This is a genomic window from Ruegeria sp. YKSD163 (assembly GCF_059612905.1).
Window position 1 is genome coordinate 92,816 of record NZ_JBXWRM010000011.1, and the last position, 23,516, is coordinate 116,331.

Below are 23,516 nucleotides of genomic sequence, written 5' to 3' on the forward strand. Positions count from 1 at the left end.
CCGTTTGATCCGTCCACGATGACAACTGTGGCCGCTTTGGAGCGGAGCCGCCGGTCCGAGAAGGGAATGAACCCAGTCGCCGGGCGTTTTTAGGGCTTTCAATGGCACAGCGGTCAAAGTTAACATTGGGGCCTGTTCATTTCTTGGCTGGCAACGAAGGGCTACGGGTGGCGCGTCGGCTAGCAGCAATCTTTGCCGCCGACATGGTCGGCTATTCGCGGCTAATGGCGGCCGACGAAGCTGGGACAATTAAGCGCCTGAAGACCTTACGCGGGGATATTCTCGATCCGGAAATCGCCCGGGCGGGAGGCGAGATCGTCAAGCTGACCGGTGACGGGATGCTGGCGCTGTTCGGCAGTACTGTGAATGCGGTTGAGGCGGCGGTAGCTATACAGCGGTCGATTGACCGCACCGAGACCGATGGGCCGGACCAACGCGTCCTATACCGCATCGGCATACATGTCGGGGATGTCGTGATCGACGATGGCGAGATCTATGGCGACGGCGTGAACATAGCCTCGCGCCTCGAAGCCCGTGCCGAGGCCGGCGGGATCGTCGTTTCAGAGGATGTCTGCCGCCAGGTCCGAGGCAAGGCCGCGGTTTCGTTCGTCGATTTGGGCGCGCTCAGGTTGAAGAACATTCCCGACCCGGTACACGCGTTTGCAATCGAATTTGGCGGTGCTGAGACCCACTCAACGGTCCCCGCGAGCGTATTGGTGCCGCAAAAACCATCGATCGCGGTGCTGGCATTCCAGAACATGTCTGCCGACCCGGAACAGGAATATTTCTGCGACGGGGTCAGCGAGGATATCATCACCGCGCTGTCGCGGTTCCCCGAACTGTTCGTGATCGCCCGCAATTCATCTTTCTCTTACAAGGGCAGGCCGGTCACGCATGGCGAAATAGCCCGAGACCTTGGTGTGCGTTACATGCTCGAGGGCAGCTTGAGACGCGCGGCAAAGCGTGTTCGTATCACAGCCCAACTGATTGATTGCGAAACCGGCGCTCATGTCTGGGCAGAGCGGTACGACCGCGATATCGAAGACGTTTTCGAGTTGCAGGACGAGATCACCAGCCGCGTGGTTGGCGCAATAGCGCCGCAGATCACCAAGGCCGAGTTGGAGCGCGCGAGGCGCGTGCGCGAGATTGACATAAGCTCCTACGATTTGGCGCTTAAGGCACAGGCGGTGTTTCAGGATGGTGCTTTTGCGGACGCTGAGGGCCATGAAAAGGTGCTTGAGATTGCGGAGAGGGCGCTGGAACTTGATCCGAGCAATACAGATGCTCTGTGGATCCGGGCCTTTGTCTTCAAGCTCCGGTATCTCTACCAGTTCGGAGACGCACCCGAGGTGTCTCTGGCGCATGCAGAGGCCGCAGCGGATCGGCTGTTTCAGACCGACCGAACCGACCCGAGAGCGCTGACGTTGCGGGGCATGGTCCGTCATTTCCGGCAGGACTATGACGCGGCCACCGCCGATTTCAGACGCGCCTTTGATCTGAACCCGAACTTTGCGTTGAACCTTTTCTTCATGGCCTGGCACGAGTCGCTGGTAGGGCGAACCGAAGACGCGAGGGAGCACGCACTGCTGGCGCTGCGGCTGTCGCCGAGGGATGCCGATGTCTGGGTCGGAGACGCCTATCTGGCGCTTGCTCAGGCCAGTTTTGCCGAAGGTGATTTCGACGAAGTCCTGAATTGGGGCGAACGGGCGATCGAGATGACGCCACGTGCCCCGATCCGGCGGGCTTTGATGATTGCTGCGGCGACCCATCTCGGCCGACCAGAGCAGGCGCGGCCTCATGCCAAGGCACTGGCTGACTTTGCGCCTGCTTTCCTGGGCAGTTTGGTGTCGGGCCGACTGAGGCTCTATCGCCTGGCCGAACACAACGCGCTTCTGGTGGAGGGACTGAGGAAATCAGGGCTGTGTTCCTAGCCGGGCCGTCTTTTCCTGTCCAGGCGCAGGGTGTGACGGTGACGCTCTTGCAGGGGGCGGTTCCGGGGGGTAGACCGCGCCCGACGGCAATGCGTGGAGATCCCGATGAACATCCTCATTCTCGGCAGCGGCGGGCGCGAACATGCGCTGGCCTGGGCGGTGATGCAGAACCCCAAATGCGACAAGCTGATCGTGGCGCCGGGCAATGCGGGGATCGCGCAGATCGCGGAATGTGCCGAGCTGGACATCATGGATGGCGGGCTTGTGGCGACATTTGCCGAGGAGAACGCCATCGACTTTGTCATCATCGGCCCCGAGGCACCTTTGGCCGCAGGGGTGGCCGAGCGGCTACGCGAGGCGGGGTTTCTGGTTTTTGGTCCCTCGGCGGCGGCGGCGCGGCTGGAGGCCTCTAAGAGCTTCACCAAGGAGATCTGCGATGCCGCCGGTGCTCCCACCGCAGGCTATGCGCGGTTTACCGAGGCCGAACCGGCCAAGGCCTATATCCGGGCGCAAGGGGCGCCTATCGTGATCAAGGCCGACGGTCTGGCCGCCGGCAAGGGTGTGATCGTGGCGATGGACGAGGCGACCGCGCTGGCGGCCATCGACGACATGCTGGGAGGTGCCTTTGGCGATGCGGGCGCCGAGGTGGTGATCGAGGAATTCATGGAAGGTGAAGAGGCCTCGCTTTTCGTGCTGGTGGATGGCGAGGAGGCGCTGTCGATCGGCACCGCGCAGGACCACAAGCGGGTGGGCGAGGGCGATACCGGCCCCAATACCGGTGGCATGGGCGCGTATTCCCCGGCGCCGGTGCTGAGCGCCGCGGTCGAGGCACGCGCGATGGACGAGATCGTGCGCCCGACCATGGCCGAGATGGCGCGGCGCGGGATGCCGTTCCAGGGCGTGCTCTATGCCGGGCTGATGATCAAGGACGGCGCGCCGCGACTGGTGGAATACAATGTCCGCTTCGGGGATCCGGAGTGCCAGGTGCTGATGCTGCGGCTGGGCGCGCAGGCGATGGACCTGATGCATGCCACCGCCGAGGGCCGTCTGGGCGAGGCGCGGGTGAACTGGGCCGACGATCATGCGATCACCGTTGTAATGGCGGCCAACGGTTATCCTGGTTCCTACGAGAAAGGCAGCGAGATCAGGGGCCTGGATGCGCTTCCCGAAGATAGTCGCAACATGGTGTTCCATGCGGGTACCGCCGAACGCGAGGGCGCGATCGTCGCGACTGGCGGCCGGGTGTTGAATGTCACGGCGCGGGGCGACAGCCTGCAAGAGGCGCGTGACCGGGCCTATGCCATGGTCGAGGCGATCGACTGGCCGGGCGGATTCTATCGCCGCGATATCGGCTGGCGTGCACTCTGACCGGGCGGGGGCGCTGCCCCCGGCCTACAAAATTCGTCGAATTTTGTAGGCTCCCCCGGAGTATTTGACGCGAAATGAAGGGGGAGCGGTGCGGCCCGGAGAGAGGTTTTCATTCACCTTGGTCGCACGATATGATCGGGACAGGGAGGAACGGCATGCCGGGACCGGTCGACAAGGATCTGTTGGACAACGCCTATGCCACGCGCGAATTGCGCGGGCTGGCCTTTGACTGGGTGCCGGTCGGGATCGTGGTGACCGAAGCGCGGGTGATCCGCGAGGTCAATCACCGCTTTTGTTCCATGTTCGGTTATGCGCGCGAGGAGTTGCTGGATCGACTGTTCGTATTCCTCTACCCCTCGGACGAGGAGTTTCAGAACATCCTGCATCGCGGCGACAAGGATCTGGGCGAGGGCAATCTCTATTGGGACGAGCGGGTGATGCGGCGTCGCGATGGCGAGCTGTTCTGGTGCCGAGTGCGCGGCCAGACCTTCACCCCCGAGGAACCGCTGGCGCGTGCGGTCTGGACCTTTGCAGACCTATCCGAGATCCGCCGCTATCAGCCTTTGAGTCGGCGCGAGCGCGAGGTCTATTCGCTGCTGGGCGAAGGCAAAACCAGCAAGGAGATCGCGCGCGAGCTGGACCTAAGCTATCGCACGGTCGAGGTTCACCGGGCGCGGCTATTGAAGAAGTTCGGGGTCAGCAATACCGCAGCCCTCTTCCAGTCACTGGGCGATATCGGCGGCGAACATGTGGTGCCGTCTGCCGGGTGAGGGGTGGTTAGAGGGGCTTACATGTGAGCTCGGCAGCAATCGCGGTAGTTGAAAAGCGGCCAATCGCCCGGCTTTGCCAGCCCTCGTCATGGCGCAGGGCGATGATCTGGCGCCAGTCGGCGCTGGCCAGAATGATCTCGGGGCCGTTGCCACAATCGCGGATGCTGCCGGTGATGAACTCTTCGCCGATGCGGTGATTGGTCAGGCCGGGCAGGGCGGCGATTTCGGTCAGGCCGCCGTCGCGGTAGCGCCAGATACGCAGGATCTTGGCCAGGTGCGGGCGGTCGACATAGGCGATTTCCACATACCCGTCGCCGTCCAGATCAGCAGCGCCCAGAACCGCCAGCCAGCGGTTGCGGGTGCCGATCGGGGGAGTTGCAGTCAGCAGGCGGGCGCGACGATCATAGATTTCAAGCCGAGCGCCCTCGGTCACCGTGCTGCGCACGACTATCACCTCGGGCAGGCCGTCGCCATCCAGATCGGCCAGATGCGGCGCGATATCCTCGAACACCGCCCCGGCGGGCAGGGTGGCCTCTGCCGGGCAGGTGATGCGGGGATCGCCTGGGCGCGAGACATGGATGGTCAGCGCCTTGGCATCCTTCAGCTCGCCCAGCACGCCATGGCCGTATTCGTCGGTCTCCACCGCATAGGCGGCATGGAACCGCAGTTCCGCGTCGCGCGGGGCCCAGGCCTCGTGCCGGCCCGCGGGGGTGCGGTTGGAGAAGGAAGTCTCGACGCCGCGCCCGGGCAGGCCGTGCTCGGGATAGCGCGCCTCACAGGCCCAGGCGCCGATCGGGGCCAGCCACAGGCACCACGTCAGAGCCGCGCCGCGCAACAGCGCGTGAAAAGGGCGCAGCGGTCGACGCGGCGCCTTGTCTGAATTGCGCGCAATGCCGTCGGGAAATCCGCTCCCATCGGGGGTTGGCATCGCGCCGGTCATCAGATTTGCTTTTCGGGCATCTGCACCACAAGGCCGTCCAGCGCATCGGTGACCTTCAACTGGCAGGTCAGGCGCGAGCGGGCGGGATCGGGCTCGTAGGCGAAATCAAGCATGTCCTCTTCCATGTCGTCCTTTGCGGGCAGCTTCTCGACCCAGTCGGGATGGATGTAGACATGGCAGGTGGAACAGGCGCAGGCGCCGCCGCAATCGGCCTCGATGCCCGGAATGTTATTGTCGCGGGCGCCTTCCATTACAGTCAGGCCGTTGGCGACCTCGACCGTGTGCTGGGTGCCGTTATGCTCGATATAGGTGATCTTTGCCATGGCTCGGATGTTCCTTTGTGACGTTGCGCAGACTCCAATAGCCAAGCCATTTAGGTCTGGCCAGCCCGTTTTGCCAGCCAGAGCGGTGTCTGCCGTTTTTGCGACGCCACAGCCTGGGCCCTCGAGGCTTTGCGCGGGGGGCAAGATGGGGTAATGTGCCGCAAAAGCCCCAGAGGCCCGAGCATGACGTCACGATCCGCCCTTTTCTGTGCGTTGGCCTTTCTTGGCCTGAGCGCCTGCAACGCCGGCTTGCCGGATGTGGATGCGCTTCGCGAGCCGGAAGTGTCGCGCTTTACCGCCGAAGCGCCACCGGGGGCAGCGCCGGGCACCTGCTGGGGCAAGCAGGTGACACCCGCGATCATCGAAACGGTGACCCATCAGGTGATGCTGCAACCGGCCGAGGTACAGAGCGATGGTAGCGTGCTGCGGCCCGCCGTGTACAAGACCGAGACCCGGCAAGAGATTGTGCGTGAGCGCAAGGAAACCTGGTTCGAAACTCTCTGCGCCGAGGAAATGACGCCGGAGTTTGTCGCCTCGGTACAGCGCGCGCTGGCCGCGCGAGGCCTCTATCGTGGCGTGCCAAGCGGCGAGATGGATGCCCGCACCCGCGCCGCCGTGCGCCGCTACCAGAAGCCGCAGGGCCTCGACAGTGGCATCCTGTCGCGCGCCGCCGCGCGCGACATGGGTCTGGTGGCTGTCGAGCGCGCCTAGATTGCCCCGGTTTTCGCAAGAAAACCGGCTCGGAAAACGGCAGGTTTTCCAACTCGGAATTCTTGCAGATTTCCGCCCAGCACTTCGAAGAAACGGGCCGATGACCGGATCGCGATCCGACGCATGCAGGCTTGACGCAACCGTCGCACGGATCTAAAGCCCCACTCAGGAACCACGTGGCGATTTGTTACCGGATTGCGGGCCACGCTAAACATCACCGCTAAAAGGTCAGGATGAAAGACCCCCTTTCGCTTGACCCGCGATTGGGGTTTTTCTTTGCCCTTCTGGTTCCGGGGCCGAAAGGAACGGATATGAGCACGGATTGGAGCAAGCGCACGCAGGCGGTCCATGGCGGCACACGCCGCAGCCAATGGGGCGAGGTGAGTGAGGCGATCTTTCTGACGCAGGGTTTTGTCTACGAGACCGCCGAACAGGCCGAGGCGCGGTTCATCGAATGCGGGCCGGACGAGTTCATCTATGCCCGCTATGGCAACCCCACGGTGGCGATGTTCGAAGAGCGCATCGCCGCGCTTGAGGGGGGCGAGGACGCCTTTGCCACCGCCTCGGGCATGGCGGCGGTCAATGGCGCGCTGGTGTCGATGCTGAAGGCAGGCGACCATGTGGTGTCGGCCAAGGCGCTGTTTGGCTCGTGCCTTTACATCCTTGAGAATATCCTGACCCGCTACGGAGTGGAGGTGACATTCGTCGACGGCACCGATCTGGATCAATGGCGGGCGGCGGTGCGGCCCGGCACCAAGGCGGTGTTCTTCGAGAGCATGTCGAACCCGACGCTGGAGGTGATCGACATTACCGCCGTGGCCGAGATCGCGCATACGGTGGGCGCCAAGGTGGTGGTGGACAACGTGTTCTCGACGCCCGTCTTCTCGCGCGCCATCCAGCAGGGCGCCGATGTGGTGGTCTATTCCGCAACCAAGCATATCGACGGGCAGGGCCGGGCGCTGGGCGGGGTGATCATCGGCAGCCGCGAGTTCATCCGGGGCACGGTGGAACCCTATCTGAAACATACCGGCGGCGCGCTGAGCCCGTTCAACGCCTGGATCATGCTCAAGGGGATCGAGACCATGGCGCTGCGCGTCAATGCGCAGGCCGAAACCGCGCAGAAGCTGGCCGAGGCGCTGGAGGGGCATCCGGCGCTGGCGCGCACGCTTTATCCCGGGCTGAAGAGCCATGCGCAGAACGCGCTGGTGCAGACGCAACTGGGCGGCAAGGGTGGCACGGTTCTGTCGCTGGATATCGAGGGCGGCAAAGAGGCTGCCTTCCGCTTCCTGAACGCGCTGACGATCCCGGTGATCTCGAACAACCTGGGTGATGCGAAATCCATCGCCACGCATCCGGCGACCACCACCCACCAGCGGCTGAGCGAGGAGCAGCGCGCGGCGCTGGGCATCACGCCGGGGCTGATCCGGTTTTCGGTCGGGCTGGAGGACGCGGGCGATCTGCTGGCGGATCTGCGGAAGGCGCTGGAACAGGTCTGAGTCCTAGTCGCGCGGCAGGCCCATCGCGACGAGGGTTTCCAATTCTGCCCGGTGGCGATGGTTGATAAAACCGGAAATTGGAGTGTTGAAGGCGTCCAACCAACCTGAAAGGGTGAAGTCTGGCTGCATTTGCAGCACCCGATCCAGGTATCTTTGTGCCTGCTCGGGCCGGCCTTGTGCGGCATTGCACATCGCGCAGACGAAGGACGCCCAGCTCTCGGCATTTTCATAGGCGGCGGCGGCCTCGTAGGCTTCGCGCACCTCGGGCGCATGCATACCGCTGTGCTTGAACATGAGAGCGTGACCGACAAAAGCCTGGTAGGCCCAGGCATTCGGGTCTCGCGGACTCTGGCTCAGCGCCTTGCGCGCGGAGGCTTCCATGCGTTCGGCTTCGGGCTCTGACTGGAACAGGCAGAAGATGCAGCGCGCGAGGGAAACGGTTGCGCTGTTCGGGTTGAGCGCCTCGGCCTTTTTCAAGGCGGCGCGGGCATCGGCCTCGCGGCCCGCATAGGACAGGACACAGGTCAGGGCGACCCAGCCCAGTTCCTCGCGGTCGTCGATCTCGATGGCCCGGTGGCAATGGAAAAGGCCGGTCCTGATCTCTGCCTCGACATCGGCGGCGCGGCGGGTCATCAAGCGGTACCAGTGGAGCCGCCCCAGCAAGCTGTGTGGCAGCGCGAAATTCGGGTCGATCTCGACGGCGCGGCTGCACCATTCGAGGCAATTGGCATAGCCTTCCTCGGTGGAACTCAGGTAGGCGGCGTTGGCGCGCTGGAAGAGCTCCCAGGCGGTCAGGCTGCCCGTCGGTTTCGCCCGGGCCATGGCGCGTTCATGCGCGCCGAGTTCCGGTTCGACACAGGAGACGATGGCGCGGGTCAGCTCGTCCTGGAGGTCGAACAGGTCTTCCATCGTGCGGTCCCAGCGGTCGGCCCAGATATGGCGCCCGGTCTCGGCCTCGATCAGCTGGGCGGTGACCCGCAGGCGGTTGCCGGCGCGGCGGACCGAACCTTCGACCACGTAACGCACGTCCAGTTCGCGGGCGATCTGGCGGATGTCCTTGTGGGTGCCCTTGTAGGCGAAGGTCGAGTTGCGGGCGATCACGAAGAGCGATCGGAAACGGCTGAGTTCGGTGATCACGTCCTCGACGATGCCATCGGCCAGGAACTCCTGGTCGGGATCCGTTGACATGTTGTCGAAGGGCAGGATTGCGATGGTGGGGCGCAGGGTTTCCGTTTTCGGGACCGGCGCGGTGGTTTCCAGTTCGGCGCGCCAGACCTCCACCGGGTCGGGGATGTTCTTGACCATCTGCGGGCCGAGCGAGGTGAACTCGGCCTCGACCTTGCCGCGCACCTGGTCGTGAACGCTACGCGAGATGCAGAGGCCACCGGGCGGGGCGAGGCTTTCCAGCCGGGCGGCGATGTTGACGCCATCGCCCAGCACATCGTCGCCGTCGATGATCACGTCGCCCAGGTTGATGCCGACCCGGAATCGCATCCGGCGATCCTCGGGCTGGCCGGCCTCGCGGCTGGCGAGTTCGCGCAAGAGGCCGGTCACGGCGCGCACCGCTGCCACCGGAGAGGGGAACTCGGCCAGGAGCCCGTCGCCCATGGTCTTGATCAGTCGCCCGTCGCCCGCCGCCAGACCGGGAAGGATCACGTTGTCGCGCAAATCGCGCAGACGCTTTGCCGTGCCTTCCTCGTCCGCGGCCATCAGCCGCGAATAACCCACCAGATCGGCGGCGACGAGGGTGGTCAGGCGGCGTTGCATGGATAACCCGTTGGACGCGGAGGTATCGCAAGTTTGCAAACAACCAGCCCTACGGCAAGGAAATCTTTGCTCTGGCTTGGTGCTAGCCTGCCCGTCCGTAGAAGCCGATCCGCTCGGCCTCGTTGAAGGTCACGCCGGGCTGTTCGAAGTAGGAAAACACCGCGATGACGCGGGCGCGGGCGCCCTCGACGGGCGTGACGCGGTGGGCGGTGTTGCGGCCTCGGAACACGTTGAGCGTGCCGGGCCTGAGTGTCACGATCTGGCTGTCAGGGTCATCCCCGGCCAACAAGCGGGCGACACCGTCGTAATTTGGGTCGGCCTCGCTTCGCAGGTCGGTGCGGTATTCAAACCCGCCACCGGCCTCAGGCGCCTGCAACAACAGCGTTGTTGTAAATTCGGACCGGTCGAAATGCCAGTTGAGTGCCTGACCCGCGCCATAGGCCATGACATTTACCCGCGCCAGCGGATCGTCCATCACATGCAATTCGGTCTTGTTCAGTGCGGCGGCCAGGAACAGGGCGAATTCCGGCCATTCATATAGGCGCAACAGGGGGGATCCGATGATCTGGTCGGCGCACAAGGTCCGGTTGGCGGTTCTGAACTGCCGCAGCGCGGGGTGATCCTGGGGCAAATCCTCGACAGGCTTGAAATAGATGTTGTGCATGCGTTCGTGCAGGAAGGCGTCGCTGGCAAACCGCGGGATCATCGCCTCGACCATGCTGGCGGCGATATCGAGTGGTATCAGGCCGTCAAGGTCGAACATGCCCCTGGTGGCAAGGTCGGCACGGCAGCGATCCACCAGCGCCTGCCAGTCAGAGCTGCCGGGCCGGTCCAGCGGATAGCGATGTAGATCGATGATATCGTGCATTGGTTCTCTCCCCGCGGGTTTGACTCAATCTGATGGTATTCGGGCGCGCGTCCACTAAAAAAACCTGCTCTGCGCTTTGCGACCGGCAGGGGCTTTGTGCCGGTTTCGGACATCGAAGCGGTGGGTTTTGCAGGAAAAACAAATCCAGTCTGCTATGTTCTACGTAACAGGGAGCATTGGAACCCTGAGCGGGATCAGCTATGAAACCGCGATCAATCGAGGACGCACGGCATGAACATTCACCCTCGCGATGTGAACCCCACCCCGGACCGGGACGAGGCCGAGGCGGCGCTGGACGTGCTGAGGCGCTGGGCTGCCAAGGCGAGCGCGACCGAGGTCAGCCTGCTTGACCCGGCGGTGGCCAGACTGATCCCCGGCGCCATGCCATCGAACTATCCCGACCTGTCGCGTCACTATCCGCAGGACTTCGTTGCCGACGAAGCCTATCGCGACACGCTGCCCGATTTGCAGAACGGGCCCGCCAGTCTTATCCGCGGCGCCAAGCAGCAGATCCAGCATGTCGGCATCTCGAATTTCCGCTTGCCGATCCGGTTTCACCGCAAGGGCGGCGACGATCTGACGCTGGAAACCTCGGTGACCGGCACGGTGAGCCTGGATGCCGAGAAGAAGGGCATCAACATGTCCCGCATCATGCGGTCGTTCTACAAACATGCCGAGCGCACCTTCAGTTTCGAGGTGATGGAAGCGGCGCTGGACGACTACATGACCGATCTGGACACGTTTGACGCGCGCATCCAGATGCGGTTCTCGTTTCCCGACAAGGTGCGCAGCCTGCGCTCGGGGCTGGAGGGATACCAGTATTACGACATCGCGCTGGAGCTGGTCGAAAAGGATGGCGAACGGCTCAAGATCATACATCTCGACTATGTCTATTCCTCGACCTGTCCCTGTTCGCTGGAGCTGAGTGAGCACGCGCGTTCGGCGCGCGGCCAGCTGGCCACCCCGCACTCACAGCGTTCGGTGGCACGGATTTCGGTGGTGGTCGATTGCAACGCCGATTGCCTGTGGTTCGAGGATCTGATCGCGCTCTGCCGCCGGGCAGTACCGACCGAGACCCAGGTGATGGTCAAGCGCGAGGACGAGCAGGCCTTTGCCGAGCTGAATGCCGCCAATCCGATCTTTGTCGAGGATGCGGCGCGGTTGTTCTGTGCCGAGTTGCAGGCCGATCACCATGTCGGTGACTTCCGGGTGATCGCCAGCCACCAGGAAAGCCTGCACAGCCATGACGCGGTGTCGATCCTGACCGAGGGGCCCACCTTTGCCTCGGCCAGCATTGACCCGCGCCTGTTCACCACGCTGTTCCACGTCGGATAGCCGCATTCTTGGACAGTCGGGCGGCGCGGTGGCGGATTTATGCCGCGCTGCGGCATTTTTGCTACGCAATCACGGATTGTGTGCCGTAGACTGGCCTTGATGCAGATTCGCTTATCGGGCCGCCTCGCTTCCCGACCGGATGCTGCATTCGCCCGATCTGTCTGATGGAGTAAGATGGCGATGCTACAGATGACCTCTCCGCTACATGTTCAGGCCGCCGCCTATCGGCTGGCCGGATATGCGATCAGCAACCAGTTGCGCGTGATGCATATCCTGTCCCGCGCAGCACTCAATGCGCCGCTTGCGCAGGTTCAGGCGTTGCAGGCGGCCGCTTCGGCCCCTGCAACGAAAAAGAAGCCGGCATCTGCGAAACCGGTGTCAAAGCAGGAGGCAGCAGGCGAGGCGCCGGAGGTAACCGAAGTGGTCGCCAAGTCCGCCATGGCGCAGGAGCCCGAACCCAAACAGCCGATGACGCCGGTCGCGGCAGCACATCCGGCCCCCCGTCGGCGGCGCAAGCCCGCGACACCGGCGCCCTTGCCGGTCAAGGAAGAGTCCTTGGACAAGTGACGCGCGCAGCCGCTTGACTCCGGCGCCGAGGGGCGCCAACCCTGCGCCTCATGTTGGACATGCGCCCCGTCGGATATGTGATCGGTCTGCTGGTTGCCATTCTTGGCGCCACCATGGTGCTTCCGCTTGCCGCCGACCTGATCGATGGGCGCGGCGAATGGCCGGTCTTTCTGCAAAGCGGTGTGATAACCGTGCTGACCGGGGGCATTCTTGCGCTGAGCTGTGCCAATGGCGTCCGCGAGGGGCTGACCATCCAGCAGACCTTTCTGCTGACCACGCTGGTCTGGGTGGCGCTGCCGCTGTTCGGCGCCTTGCCTTTCATGTTCGGCGCGACGGAGCTGCGCTTTGTCGATGCGTTCTTCGAGGCGATGTCGGGCCTGACCACCACCGGGTCTACGGTGATCTCGGGGCTGGACGGGTTGCCGCGCGGGTTGCTCTTGTGGCGCGGGGTGCTGCAATGGCTGGGGGGCATCGGGATCATCGTGGTGGCGATGGTCTTCCTGCCCGAATTGCGGGTCGGGGGCATGCAGATCTTCCGCTCGGAAGGGTTCGACACGATGGGCAAGATCCTGCCCCGCGCGCAGGAGATCGCGGGCCAGATCACGGTGATCTACGTAGCGCTGACCTTTGCCTGTGCCCTGGTCTATGGCGCGCTGGGGATGAGTTTCTTCGACGCGCTGGTGCATTCGCTGACCACGGTCTCGACCGGTGGATTTTCGAATTACGACGCCTCATTTGGGACTTTCCAAGGTCTGCCGGAATATGCCGCCTCGGTCTTCATGATCCTCGCGGCGCTGCCATTCGTGCGCTATGTGCAGATGGTGAACGGGCATTCGGCGCCGCTGTTTCGCGACAGCCAGGTGCATGTGTTCCTCATCGTGATCGCGATCCTGGTCGGAATGACCACCGTGGTTTTGACAACGGTGTTTCCACATCATGTTGAACAGGCCTTTCGCGAGGCGTTGTTCAACATCACGTCAATCATCTCGGGCACCGGCTATGCCAGCGTTGATTACATGGGCTGGGGCGGTTTTCTGGTCACCATGTTCTTTGTCATCGGGCTGATCGGTGGCTGCGCCGGATCGACCGCCTGTTCGGTGAAGATCTTCCGCTATCAGCTGCTTTTCGCCTCGATCAAGGTGCAGTTGCAGCGGATCCGCACCCCGCACGGAGTGTTTCTGCCCCGCTTCCAGGGTCGTCCGATCGGGCCGGATGTGTTGGGCTCGGTGATGAGCTTTTTTGTCTTTTTCATCGTGACCATGGGCGTTCTGGCCTGGGGGCTGGCGCTCACCGGGCTCGACTTCATCACCGCGCTGTCAGGTGCCGCGACAGCGATTGCAAATGTAGGGCCGGGGCTGGGCGATCAGATCGGACCGGCGGGTAACTTCGCCGGGCTGAACGATGCCGCCAAGTGGATGCTGAGCGTGGGCATGCTGATCGGGCGGCTCGAAGTCATGTCCGTCTATGTCCTCTTTACCGTGCAGTTCTGGCGCGCCTGATCGGGGTTAGCCGTTTTTCGTCACGAAAAACGGCCTGGAAAACGGATGTTTTCCAGGCCGGAATTTTTGCAAAATTCCGGCTTTGCCGGAACGCCGGGTCTCAATCCCAGCAGCTGACAAGAACCGTCATGCCGCTGGCGCGTCGGTTCAGTTCGTCCGGAGTGATCCGTCCTGTCGGCGCCGCCTCACGTGGGGTCATTCCCGAAGCGGCGAGCACGTCGCGCAGGGCCTGCGCCTTGGCGGCAAAGCTTACTCCGCGCGGCAACTGCTGGCCGGTTGCAGGCTCCGGCAGCAGCATGCCAACCACCGCGCCCTGGTCGTCGATCACGGGTCCGCCCGCATCGCCGGTTTGCGGCAACAGGCCCAACCGCGCCAGTTCGGTTTCACCGCGCAGGCCCTTGACGTCGTCGAGCGTGCCAAAGGTCAGTGTCGGGGCGCCCAGGATACCTTCGTAGGCATAGCCCGCCACCGTGATCTCCGCGCCCAGGCGCGGCATCTCGCGGCCCAATCCGGCCACCACCATCGGTGCAAGCGCCTGATCGGGCCGCAGCACCGCCACGCCCAGACCGGCATCGGTATCGACCACGCGCGCGTCATAGCTTCCATCCAGCGTTACGCGGGTGCAGCCCTGCACCGCCTCGGCCACGGTTATCACGGTGCCCTTGCCATCGATATAGAAGCCCGAGCGTGACAGGCGCGGCTTGCGGATTTCCAGCCCCGAGACCAGATCGACGTTTTGTACCGCATCGCCACCCGTCGCCGGGTCCAGCACTCCTTCGGTGCGGGTAAAGCTGGCCCGCATCGCATCCAGAACCCTGGTACGGCGATCCTCGTCGCCGGTAGGCCAGATCAGGGTAAAACCCTTGATTTCGCCGCCACTCAGCGCAGCCTCGGTATAGGATACGATGCCATTGCCGCGTCCTTCGAGGGTAAAGCTGTCGCTGCGTCGTTCGCGCGGACCGTCCAGCGGCACGATCTCCAGCGTCTGCATGATGTCATAGAGACCATAGAGCGTCGCCTTGTCACCGGGCTGACTGATCAGCAGCACCCGAGCGCCGAGCGTGTCAGAGGCGTCGAAATGGGCAAAGGGTGCCTCGTAGCGGCTGAACCGGATCACGCCCAGCGGCAGGTCCATTTCGATCCCGGTAGCGGTGTCGCGGTGACGCGCCATGCCCGTCGAGATCAGCGGCGCGTTATACTGATCCATCAGCACCTTGCGCTGGCGGGTGGTCAGCACGCCGGTCACCTCGAACCCGTTGAAGCCCTGCCAGTCGGCCATCGACCGGCGGGTGCCAGCGCCGAAGGCGCCGTCGATTGCGGCATTGTAAAAACCGGCCGCCTGCAAGGCGATCTGCAACGCTTGCCGTTCTTCCCGGCTCAGCGCCTGTTCGCTGCGGCGGGCCTGGGCAGGGGTTTCGTCCGCCGGTTCCGGTTGCACCTGTGGCGCAGCTTCGGCCACCGGCTCGGGCGCGGTCTGCTCGACCGGCGCGACAACCGCGCCCCGGTTCAGCAGATCCGAGCCCACCGGCCAGAACTGTTGCCCCAGCGCGCTTGACAGGGCGATGAAACTGTCACCGGGGATGCGCCGCTCGGCCCTATACACGCGCAGCGCCTGTTCGGCATCGTCCCGCAGATAGGGGCCCAGCACGATCCCGTACCAGCCTCCGCCCAGCGAGAAGCCAGCCACGTCCGACAGGTCGGCTGCATAGGCCTGCGCGCGCTCTTGCGCCGTTCGCAGATTGGGTTGCGCCTCGATCTGGACCCAGACCACCTCATTTGCGGATTGCTGGGCCTGCGCGGCTGTGGAAATCAGAAAAAAAAGAGAAAGGACGGCGATCAGCGGTCTTATCATTGTTGGGTCTCGTACCTTCAAATACGTATCGTCCTCGCAGGTTATGCAGGAATTGCCGGCAAATGCCATGGGGCAGGCATGCGGTATGGGCCGGTGTGGCGATATCAGCGCAGCGGCGGGCCGGCGCAGGGCAGAAGCGCCGTTGACGCTGGAAGGGCGGTTGCATAGGAAAGGCGCGATCCTATCGCCATCCAGCGCCCGAGGCCGCCATGACCCATCCGACCCCTACCGCTCCGCGCTCGTTCCAGGAGATCATCCTGCGGCTGCAAACCTATTGGGCGTCCAAGGGCTGTGCCATTCTGCAACCCTATGACATGGAGGTCGGCGCGGGTACCTTCCACCCTGCCACCACGCTGCGCGCGTTGGGCAGTGCGCCCTGGGCCGCGGCCTATGTGCAGCCCTCGCGCCGCCCGACCGATGGGCGCTATGGCGAGAACCCCAACCGGTTGCAGCATTACTACCAGTATCAGGTGTTGATCAAACCCAGCCCGCCGGATCTCCAGGACCTTTATCTGGGAAGCCTTCAGGCCATCGGAATCGATATGGACCTTCATGATATCCGTTTTGTCGAGGATGACTGGGAAAGCCCAACGCTGGGCGCCTGGGGATTGGGCTGGGAGGTTTGGTGCGACGGCATGGAGGTGAGCCAGTTCACCTATTTTCAGCAGGTGGGCGGGTATGATTGCGCGCCGGTCTCGGGCGAACTGACCTACGGTCTGGAGCGACTTGCCATGTATGTGCTGGGGATCGACCATGTGATGGACATGCCCTTCAACGACCCGCACTCTCCGATTCCGCTGACCTATGGCGACGTGTTCAAGCAGACCGAAGAGGAATATGCCCGCTGGAACTTCGACGTGGCCAATACCGAGGTGCTGCTGAGGCATTTCGAAGAGGCCGAGGCAGAGTGTGCCGCGATCCTGGCGCAAACGCATGACGATCCCAAGACCGGCAAGCGCATCGTGATGGCGCATCCGGCCTACGACCAGTGCATCAAGGCCAGCCATATCTTCAACCTGCTGGATGCGCGCGGCGTGATCTCGGTGACCGAACGGCAGGCCTATATCGGCCGGGTGCGGGCGCTGGCCAAGCAATGCGCGGATGCGTTTGTGCAGACGACCGCCGGGGGGTATGCTGCGGCCTGAGGCAGGCAGGGCAGAACCGGCGGGCCGGATCGGGGCGCATCACGCCGCCCGCAAGGTCAATCTCGAACGGACCAGATATCGGGTCCGGGCACCCAATCGGAGAAACCCATGACAGGCAAGGTCTTGGTCATTGTGCTGCTGCTCTGTGCTGCGGCCGCCGGCGCGTCGATGTATTACCTTCAGGTCTATGGCTTCTACTACGAGGTCACGGGCAGGCCGGGGCAGGATGTGGCGCTGGTGCCGCTGGGTGGCGGCACACCGCAGCCCATTGCCTATGACGGGTTCCAGGCCATCGACGCCGACAGTTCGCCCATCCGCTATCGTGCGTGTTTCCGCACCGAACTGAGCCTCGATGCGTTGGGCGCGGCGTATGACCCCGTTCCCACGCCCGAACCGCTGACCGCGCCCGCCTGGTTCGATTGCTACGACGCATCCGCAATTGCTGCGGCGCTGGAAAGCGGCCGTGCGCGGGCGTTTCTTGGGACCAAGAACATCCATTATGGAGTCGACCGGATCGTGACGGTGACCGAGGACGGACGTGGCTATGTCTGGCATGCGCTGAACAATTGCGGGCAGAAAGCTTATGATGGCACCGTGGTCGGCGAGGAATGTCCAGCCCGGCCCAAGAACTGAGGAGGCGGCTCGGGACAGGTGACAGAGACGCTGCACATATCCGCCTTCATGACCGTGACCCTGGGGCTTGCGGTTTATCTGATCGGTGTGCGGATCAACGACCGGCTGCCGTTTCTGGAACGGTTCAGTATCCCCGAACCGGTGACTGGCGGCTTGCTCGCCTCGTTGGTGGTGCTGGGCCTTTATTCCCGCTTCGGTATCGAACTGGTCTTTGACCTGACCGGGCGCGATTTCCTGCTGGTTCTGTTCTTTACCGGCATCGGGCTGAACGCGCGGCTTGGCGATCTGATCGCGGGCGGCAAACCGCTGGCGATCCTCCTGGTGCTGACCCTGCTGACCATTCTGGCGCAAAACGTGATCGGGGTGCTGGGCGCGGTGATCTTCGGGTTCCCGGCACAGGCGGGGGTCTTGTTCGGCTCGGCGTCGCTGATCGGGGGGCACGGCACCGCCATCGCCTGGGCGCCCGAGGTCGCACGGGCGACGGGCTTGTCTGCGGCGACCGAGCTGGGGGTCGCGGTGGCGACGCTGGGTCTGGTGATTGCGGCGCTGATCGGCGGGCCGATCGCCACTTATCTGGTGGACAGTCGCAACCTGACCCCGAACCGTCCGGACGAGGAACTGACCGTTGGTCTGCCCAACGAGATGGACGAGGAACCGCCCCGGATCGACCACAAGTCGCTGATGCGGGTGCTGCTGACGCTGAACGTGGCGATCCTGTTGGGCTTTGCACTGCATGAAACCATCGACCAGATGGGGTTGAAACTGCCGCTTTTCGTGCCCTGCCTGCTGACCGCCATCGTGGTGGGCAACCTGCGCACGGCCTTGTTTCCGCGCGCCCCGCGCGTGTCACGCACGCCGACGCTGGCGTTGATCTCGGAATTTGCGCTGGGCGCGTTCCTGGCGATGTCCCTGATGAGCCTGCAACTCTGGACCATTGCCGAGACCGGCCTGGCGCTGGCGGTGATCATCGCGCTTCAGACGCTGTTTGCCTTGGTGTTCATCCTGCTGGTCCTGTTCCGCGCCATGGGCGGCGGGTACCGCGCGGCGGTGCTGGCGGCGGGGTTCGGTGGCTTTGCCCTGGGCGCGACGCCCACTGCGATTGCAAATATGACCGCCGTGACCAAGCGCTATGGCCCGTCACCTCTTGCCTTTATCGTGCTCCCCCTTGTATCCGCCTTCTTTGTGGATATCGCCAATGCGGTCGTCATCCAGATGATCGTCAATTTCTAAGGACCGACCATGCCCGACCTGCTGATCGAACTGTTTTCCGAGGAAATCCCCGCCCGCATGCAGGCGCGTGCCGGCGAGGACCTGAAAAAGCGGATCACCGACGGTCTGGTCGCGGCGGGCCTGACCTATGCCCATGCGGCTGCGCTGACGACGCCGCGACGTCTGACGCTGGCCGTTGAGGGGTTGCTGGACGCCAGCCCCACCATCCGCGAAGAGCGCAAGGGCCCCAAGGTCGGCGCCCCGGAACAGGCGGTCGAGGGATTTCTGCGCGGGGCCGGGATCACTAGTGAGCAGCTGGAAGAGCGGGAAACGCCCAAGGGTCCGATCTGGTTTGCCACCATCGAGAAGCCGGGCCGCTCGGCGTCGGCGATCGTGGCCGAGGTGCTGGAAGACACCATTCGCAATTTCCCCTGGCCCAAGTCGATGCGCTGGGGTGCGGGCTCCTTGCGCTGGGTGCGGCCGTTGCAATCGATCCTGTGCATCCTGACCACCGAGGCCGGGGCCGAGGTGGTGCCGCTCGACATCGACGGGATCAAGGCGGGTGACAGCACCGCAGGCCACCGTTTCATGGCACCGGCGCGGTTTTCCGTCACCTCTTTCGAGAACTATCAGGCCAAGCTGAAGCGCGCTTTTGTGGTACTGGACCCCACAGAGCGGGCGGACCACATATGGAACGACGCCCAGAACCTTGCATTTGCCGCAGGACTGGAACTGGTCCAGGACAAGGGGCTTTTGGCCGAGGTCGCGGGCCTGGTCGAATGGCCTGTGGTGCTGATGGGAGAGATCGGCGCCGAGTTCCTCGACCTGCCGGCGGAGGTACTGCAAACCTCCATGCGCGAACATCAGAAGTTCTTCTCGGTCCGCAATCCCAAGACCGGCCGGATCGAACGGTTTGTCACCGTCGCCAACCGCGAGACCGCCGACAATGGCGCCACTATCCTGGCGGGCAACCAAAAGGTGCTATCGGCGCGACTGGCCGATGCCAAGTTCTTCTGGGACAATGATTTGCGCGTGGCGCATGCGGGCATGACCGACTGGACGGACGCGCTGGAAAACGTGACCTTCCACAACAAGCTCGGGTCGCAGGGCGACCGCATCCGCCGCATCGCCGCGCTGGCGGGCGAACTGGCCCCGGTGGTGGGCGCGGATGCGGGGCAGGCAGCACAGGCGGCAACTCTGGCCAAGGCTGATCTGAGTTCCGAGATGGTCTTCGAATTCCCGGAACTTCAGGGGCTTATGGGGCGCTATTACGTTGCCGCTTCAGGTCAGGACGCTGCCATCGCCGCCGTGGCGCAGGACCATTACTCGCCGCTTGGTCCCTCCGATGACGTGCCGACCGCGCCGCTTTCTGTCACCGTGGCACTGGCCGACAAGCTGGATACGCTGACCGGCTTTTGGGCCATCGACGAAAAGCCCACCGGCTCGAAAGACCCCTTCGCCCTACGCCGCGCGGCGCTGGGGGTGATCCGGCTGGTGCTGGCCAACGACCTGCGCCTGCCGCTTGATCGGTCCATCGACGCGCAATTGCTGCGCCACAAGTACCACGCCAGCAACGGCGAGGCCGCCCTGCGCGACCTGATCGAAGAAATCGCCGATCACGGCGTCTTCGGCGCTGCCTTTGAAACGATCAAGGAGAAGCTGGGTGATGCGGACGCGCTCGAGGCGCTGGCCGGCGATGTGCCCGATCTTTCCGCCGACCTGCTCGCCTTCATCCACGACCGCCTCAAGGTCTTCCTGCGCGACGAGGGCATCCGCCACGACGTGATCGACGCCTGTATCGCGATGGCGGGCAACGATGACCTCAACCTGCTGGTCAAGCGTGCCCGCGCGCTCAACGCGGTGATCGCCACCGAGGATGGCGAGAACCTGGTGCAGGGCTTCAAGCGCGCCAACAACATCCTGACCCAGGCCGAGGAAAAGGACGGGGTCGAATACTCCTTTGGCGCCGATATCAAATTCGCAGAGGCCGACAGCGAAAAGGCGCTGTTTGCCGCGCTGGAGCAGGCTCAGGCAACCATCGACGCCGCGCTCAAGATCGAGGATTTCGCCGCCGCCATGACGGCCATGGCCGCCCTGCGTGCGCCGGTCGATGCCTTCTTCGAAGAGGTGCAGGTCAATTCCGACAATCAGGTGGTGCGCCGCAACCGTCTGAACCTGCTCAGCCATATCCGCAAGGTCTGTTCCAGCGTCGCCGATCTGACGCGGATCGACGGTTGAGGCACCCGACGCGCGCCATCCCTCTTTGGCGCGCATAGGGCTTCGCCAGGCGCTCGGTCTGCCGGGGTCCGACCCTGCTGCTTCTTTCTGGTCACAAATACTCATAGCCCCGGGAACCATGGGCGCTGCCTGTGCGCACATGGCGCTTGCGCCGCCTTCAAACGCCCTTATTCTGCACGCAAACGAGGGGTGCCGCAGTGCAGAATAATCCGAACACCACGCTGATCACCGCCACCGCACCGGTGGCAACAGGCACCCATGGCGGTCGCGCCAAATGCCTGCAACGTCTGGTTCGCCTCGACCTGCCGGTGCCGCGGACGGTGGCGCTTTCCTTTTCGGCGGTGCATGACATCGCGCAAGGCCAGTTGCCCGATATCGCGGCCATTGTCGGCCAGTTCGAACCCACCGCTTTGCTCTGTGTGCGGCCCAGTTCCGAGGACCCTGATTGGGGCGGGCCCGGCGCGGTGCTGAACATTGGCATGAACGATGCCCGTTTCGTCGAACTGAGCGACAGGATGGGGGCCGAGGCGGCGGCGGCGCTCTACCTGCGCTTCGTGCAGACCTTCGCAATTCACGTGGCCCGTCTGGACCCGGACGTGTTCGACGAGATCGAGGCCGACGGGCGCGAGGGGCTGCGCCAGTCGCTGCGCGCCTATGAAGACGAGACCGACGAGAACTTTCCGCAGGATCCGGGCGAACAGCTGGCGGCTGTGTTGCGCTCGATGGCGCGCGCGTGGGAGGGCACCTCGGCCCGGCTGTTGCGTCAGGCCAAGGGTGCGCCCGCCGATGCTGGGCTGGGCCTTGTGGTGCAGGAAATGATCCCCGGCCTTGGCCAGGGTGAATGCGGCTCGGGCGTGCTGCAACTGGTGGAACCGGCCACCGGCTTGCCGCAGATCACCGGCCGCTACCTGAGCCAGAGCCAGGGCCGCGACGCGCTGGGGGCGGGGGCCGAGGCGCTTTATCTCGAGAAGGATCCGCGCGGCGTCTCGCTTGAGGATGTGGCGCCCGAGGCCTTTGCCGCGCTCAAGCAACACGCGGCGCTGATGCGCGAGAAGTTGCGCGAGGAGATGCAGGTCGAATTCGTGATCGAGGCGGGACGCGTGCACATCCTCGACGGCGTCCGGGTGCCACGTAGCGCCCGTGCGGCGCTGCGCATCGCGGTGCGGCTGGCCGAGGATGGCATCATCCCGCAGCAAGAGGCGGTCATGCGGATCGACCCGCATTCAGTGAACGAATTGTTGCACCGGCAGGTGCACCCGCAGGCCCGGCGCGACGTGCTGACCACCGGTATCGCCGCCAGTCCGGGGGCGGCCACCGGCAAGATCGTGTTCACCGCCGCCGAGGCGCAGGCCAGCGCGGCGCGGGGCGAGCCTTGCGTGCTGGTGCGCCGCGAGACCTCGCCCGAGGATGTACGCGGCATGCATGCCGCCGTTGCGGTGCTGACCGAACGGGGTGGCATGACGAGCCATGCGGCGGTGATCGGGCGCGGCCTTGGCCTGCCCTGTATCGTGGGCGCGTCCGAGATGGAGTTCCAGACCAAGGCCCGCATGATCAAGGCGCCCGATGGGCGGGTGTTCCGCACCGGTGACATTCTTACCATCGACGGAAGTTCCGGACAGGTGCTGGCGGGTGAACCCGAGATGATCGACGCGGCGCTGGATGACAGTTTCCAGACCCTGATGGCCTGGGCTGATGCCGAACGCGATATCGGCATCCGCGCCAATGCCGACACACCCGCCGATGCCCAGGCGGCGCGCAATTTCGACGCGCAGGGGATCGGGCTCTGCCGGACCGAGCACATGTTTTTTGAACCCGGCCGCCTGACGGTGATGCGCGAGATGATCTTTGCCGCCACCCCGTCGGGGCGCAAGGCGGTTCTGGAACGGCTACTGCCGATGCAGCGCGAGGATTTCGTGCAACTCTTCCGCATCATGGAGGGCAAGCCGGTCTGCATCCGCCTATTTGACCCGCCACTGCATGAATTCCTGCCCACCACCCGCAGCGGCCAGCGTGAACTGGCCGAGGCGCTGGACCTGCCGGTCAGCGACGTGACCCGCCGGGTCGAGGCTATGAGCGAATACAACCCCATGTTGGGCCTGCGAGGTGTGCGGCTGGGCGTCACCGTGCCTGAAATCTATGACATGCAGGCCCGCGCCATCTTTGAGGCAACGCTGGAGGCCAGCCGCAAGGGCGAACCTGTCGTGCCCGAGGTGATGATCCCGCTTGTCTCTGCCAAGCGCGAGGTGGAGCTGGTCAAGGCCCGCATCGACGCGGTTGCCGCCGCCGTCGCCTCGGAGCGCGGGCAGGAGTTCGACTATCGCCTGGGCGTCATGGTGGAAACCCCGCGCGCGTGTTTGCGCGCCGACGAGATCGCCGCCTGCGCCTCGTTCCTCAGCTTCGGCACCAATGACCTGACCCAGATGACCTATGGCCTGTCGCGCGACGATGCCGGACGGTTCATGTCTGCCTATGTCCGCCAGGGCGTGTTCTCGGAGGATCCGTTCCACGTGCTCGATCGCGACGGGGTGGGGGAATTGCTGAAACTGGGTGTCGAGCGTGGTCGCAGGGCGCAGCCCGGAGTCACCGTTTCGGTCTGCGGCGAACATGGCGGAAACCCCGAATCAATCGCCTTTTGCCGGGCCGCCGGTTTCGACTATGTGTCCTGTTCGCCCTTCCGGGTGCCAGTGGCGCGACTGGCCGCCGCGCAACTGGCAATTTCGGATAAACTTGGTGTTTCAAACGACTTGAACGTCAAAATATAGCGGTTTTGGGGGCGCTCTCGTGGCTTGCGTTTTTGCGAAGCGACCCCAGAAATCCCTTGCAAATTTGCAAAAACTGGATCTTTGCGCCCGACTGGAGTATGG

General features: G+C 64.1%; 18 protein-coding genes and 1 riboswitch. Of the genes, 13 read left to right on the forward strand and 5 right to left on the reverse strand.

Annotated elements, in window-relative coordinates; translation table 11 throughout:
- Positions 1-143 precede the first annotated feature (143 nt).
- The 3 genes from AC2FNA_RS15395 (at position 144) to AC2FNA_RS15405 (ending at position 4,069) form a co-directional block, all read left to right on the forward strand.
- Positions 144-1,931 (forward strand): adenylate/guanylate cyclase domain-containing protein, encoded by a 1,788-nt coding sequence (locus AC2FNA_RS15395; protein ID WP_496827976.1) that lies wholly within the window; start codon positions 144-146, stop codon positions 1,929-1,931.
- A gap of 105 nt (positions 1,932-2,036) precedes the next feature.
- Positions 2,037-3,299, forward strand: a complete 1,263-nt coding sequence (purD, locus tag AC2FNA_RS15400; RefSeq protein ID WP_496827978.1) for a phosphoribosylamine--glycine ligase — start codon at positions 2,037-2,039, stop codon at positions 3,297-3,299.
- A gap of 155 nt (positions 3,300-3,454) precedes the next feature.
- Positions 3,455-4,069, forward strand: a complete 615-nt coding sequence (locus AC2FNA_RS15405) for a LuxR C-terminal-related transcriptional regulator (RefSeq protein WP_234137822.1) — start codon at positions 3,455-3,457, stop codon at positions 4,067-4,069.
- Positions 4,070-4,076: 7 nt separating this feature from the next.
- On the opposite strand, the gene AC2FNA_RS15410 is transcribed toward AC2FNA_RS15405, so the two are convergent.
- Complete coding sequence (locus tag AC2FNA_RS15410; protein ID WP_496827980.1) at positions 4,077-5,009, reverse strand: FG-GAP repeat domain-containing protein; 933 nt, start codon at positions 5,007-5,009, stop codon at positions 4,077-4,079.
- The gene (locus tag AC2FNA_RS15415) at positions 5,009-5,332 is read right to left on the reverse strand and encodes a 2Fe-2S iron-sulfur cluster-binding protein (protein WP_011047086.1); all 324 of its coding nucleotides are present in this window, start codon (positions 5,330-5,332) and stop codon (positions 5,009-5,011) included. Before AC2FNA_RS15415 ends, AC2FNA_RS15410 begins: the two co-directional genes overlap by 1 nt.
- 183 nt (positions 5,333-5,515) lie before the next feature.
- Between AC2FNA_RS15415 and AC2FNA_RS15420 the strand changes: the two genes are divergently transcribed.
- Together AC2FNA_RS15420 and metZ are read left to right on the forward strand one after the other, a co-directional pair.
- Complete coding sequence (locus tag AC2FNA_RS15420) at positions 5,516-6,043, forward strand: peptidoglycan-binding domain-containing protein (RefSeq protein ID WP_496827982.1); 528 nt, start codon at positions 5,516-5,518, stop codon at positions 6,041-6,043.
- 166 nt (positions 6,044-6,209) lie between these two features.
- A riboswitch (SAM riboswitch) is annotated at positions 6,210-6,287 on the forward strand.
- A gap of 67 nt (positions 6,288-6,354) precedes the next feature.
- The gene (gene metZ, locus AC2FNA_RS15425; protein WP_496827984.1) at positions 6,355-7,539 is read left to right on the forward strand and encodes an O-succinylhomoserine sulfhydrylase; all 1,185 of its coding nucleotides are present in this window, start codon (positions 6,355-6,357) and stop codon (positions 7,537-7,539) included.
- A 3-nt stretch (positions 7,540-7,542) separates the two neighbouring features.
- Here the strand turns inward: metZ and AC2FNA_RS15430 are convergent, their stop codons facing one another.
- Complete coding sequence (locus AC2FNA_RS15430; protein ID WP_496827986.1) at positions 7,543-9,306, reverse strand: adenylate/guanylate cyclase domain-containing protein; 1,764 nt, start codon at positions 9,304-9,306, stop codon at positions 7,543-7,545.
- An 82-nt stretch (positions 9,307-9,388) separates the two neighbouring features.
- On the reverse strand, positions 9,389-10,174 hold the full coding sequence (locus tag AC2FNA_RS15435; RefSeq protein ID WP_496827988.1) for a HalD/BesD family halogenase: 786 nt from the start codon (positions 10,172-10,174) through the stop codon (positions 9,389-9,391).
- 231 nt (positions 10,175-10,405) lie between these two features.
- Here AC2FNA_RS15435 and folE2 point away from each other — a divergent pair, with 231 nt between their 5' ends.
- The 3 genes from folE2 (at position 10,406) to AC2FNA_RS15450 (ending at position 13,575) form a co-directional block, all read left to right on the forward strand.
- Positions 10,406-11,509 carry a GTP cyclohydrolase FolE2 gene (gene folE2, locus AC2FNA_RS15440; protein ID WP_496827990.1) on the forward strand — a complete coding sequence of 368 codons (1,104 nt, stop codon included), beginning with the start codon at positions 10,406-10,408 and terminating at the stop codon, positions 11,507-11,509.
- A 174-nt stretch (positions 11,510-11,683) separates the two neighbouring features.
- Positions 11,684-12,076, forward strand: a complete 393-nt coding sequence (locus tag AC2FNA_RS15445) for a hypothetical protein (protein ID WP_496827992.1) — start codon at positions 11,684-11,686, stop codon at positions 12,074-12,076.
- Positions 12,077-12,126: 50 nt separating this feature from the next.
- A complete protein-coding gene (locus AC2FNA_RS15450) occupies positions 12,127-13,575 on the forward strand; it encodes a TrkH family potassium uptake protein (protein WP_496827994.1) in 1,449 nt (482 codons plus the stop codon).
- 100 nt (positions 13,576-13,675) lie between these two features.
- Here AC2FNA_RS15450 and AC2FNA_RS15455 read toward each other — a convergent pair whose 3' ends face one another.
- A complete protein-coding gene (locus AC2FNA_RS15455; RefSeq protein WP_496827996.1) occupies positions 13,676-15,427 on the reverse strand; it encodes a serine protease in 1,752 nt (583 codons plus the stop codon).
- Between the two features lie 209 nt (positions 15,428-15,636).
- Here AC2FNA_RS15455 and AC2FNA_RS15460 point away from each other — a divergent pair, with 209 nt between their 5' ends.
- From AC2FNA_RS15460 to ppdK, 5 genes are all read left to right on the forward strand, one after another.
- Complete coding sequence (locus tag AC2FNA_RS15460) at positions 15,637-16,572, forward strand: glycine--tRNA ligase subunit alpha (RefSeq protein WP_496827997.1); 936 nt, start codon at positions 15,637-15,639, stop codon at positions 16,570-16,572.
- Between the two features lie 108 nt (positions 16,573-16,680).
- Positions 16,681-17,205, forward strand: coding sequence for a DUF6446 family protein (locus tag AC2FNA_RS15465; protein WP_496827999.1), 525 nt, complete (start codon positions 16,681-16,683; stop codon positions 17,203-17,205).
- A gap of 18 nt (positions 17,206-17,223) precedes the next feature.
- The gene (gene gltS, locus AC2FNA_RS15470; protein WP_496828001.1) at positions 17,224-18,435 is read left to right on the forward strand and encodes a sodium/glutamate symporter; all 1,212 of its coding nucleotides are present in this window, start codon (positions 17,224-17,226) and stop codon (positions 18,433-18,435) included.
- A 9-nt stretch (positions 18,436-18,444) separates the two neighbouring features.
- Positions 18,445-20,652, forward strand: coding sequence for a glycine--tRNA ligase subunit beta (gene glyS / locus AC2FNA_RS15475; protein ID WP_496828003.1), 2,208 nt, complete (start codon positions 18,445-18,447; stop codon positions 20,650-20,652).
- 197 nt (positions 20,653-20,849) lie between these two features.
- Positions 20,850-23,414 (forward strand): pyruvate, phosphate dikinase, encoded by a 2,565-nt coding sequence (ppdK, locus tag AC2FNA_RS15480; RefSeq protein ID WP_496828005.1) that lies wholly within the window; start codon positions 20,850-20,852, stop codon positions 23,412-23,414.
- Positions 23,415-23,516 lie beyond the last annotated feature (102 nt).

Excerpts from the sequence above, each read along its gene's own strand:
- purD (WP_496827978.1), top strand. The coding sequence starts at position 2,037 with ATGAACATCCTCATTCTCGGCAGCGGCGGGCGCGAACATGCGCTGGCC.
- AC2FNA_RS15405 (WP_234137822.1), top strand. The coding sequence starts at position 3,455 with ATGCCGGGACCGGTCGACAAGGATCTGTTGGACAACGCCTATGCCACG.
- AC2FNA_RS15410 (WP_496827980.1), bottom strand. The coding sequence starts at position 5,009 with ATGACCGGCGCGATGCCAACCCCCGATGGGAGCGGATTTCCCGACGGC.
- AC2FNA_RS15415 (WP_011047086.1), bottom strand. The coding sequence starts at position 5,332 with ATGGCAAAGATCACCTATATCGAGCATAACGGCACCCAGCACACGGTC.
- AC2FNA_RS15420 (WP_496827982.1), top strand. The coding sequence starts at position 5,516 with ATGACGTCACGATCCGCCCTTTTCTGTGCGTTGGCCTTTCTTGGCCTG.
- metZ (WP_496827984.1), top strand. The coding sequence starts at position 6,355 with ATGAGCACGGATTGGAGCAAGCGCACGCAGGCGGTCCATGGCGGCACA.
- AC2FNA_RS15430 (WP_496827986.1), bottom strand. The coding sequence starts at position 9,306 with ATGCAACGCCGCCTGACCACCCTCGTCGCCGCCGATCTGGTGGGTTAT.
- AC2FNA_RS15435 (WP_496827988.1), bottom strand. The coding sequence starts at position 10,174 with ATGCACGATATCATCGATCTACATCGCTATCCGCTGGACCGGCCCGGC.
- folE2 (WP_496827990.1), top strand. The coding sequence starts at position 10,406 with ATGAACATTCACCCTCGCGATGTGAACCCCACCCCGGACCGGGACGAG.
- AC2FNA_RS15445 (WP_496827992.1), top strand. The coding sequence starts at position 11,684 with ATGGCGATGCTACAGATGACCTCTCCGCTACATGTTCAGGCCGCCGCC.
- AC2FNA_RS15450 (WP_496827994.1), top strand. The coding sequence starts at position 12,127 with ATGTTGGACATGCGCCCCGTCGGATATGTGATCGGTCTGCTGGTTGCC.
- AC2FNA_RS15455 (WP_496827996.1), bottom strand. The coding sequence starts at position 15,427 with ATGATAAGACCGCTGATCGCCGTCCTTTCTCTTTTTTTTCTGATTTCC.
- AC2FNA_RS15460 (WP_496827997.1), top strand. The coding sequence starts at position 15,637 with ATGACCCATCCGACCCCTACCGCTCCGCGCTCGTTCCAGGAGATCATC.
- AC2FNA_RS15465 (WP_496827999.1), top strand. The coding sequence starts at position 16,681 with ATGACAGGCAAGGTCTTGGTCATTGTGCTGCTGCTCTGTGCTGCGGCC.
- glyS (WP_496828003.1), top strand. The coding sequence starts at position 18,445 with ATGCCCGACCTGCTGATCGAACTGTTTTCCGAGGAAATCCCCGCCCGC.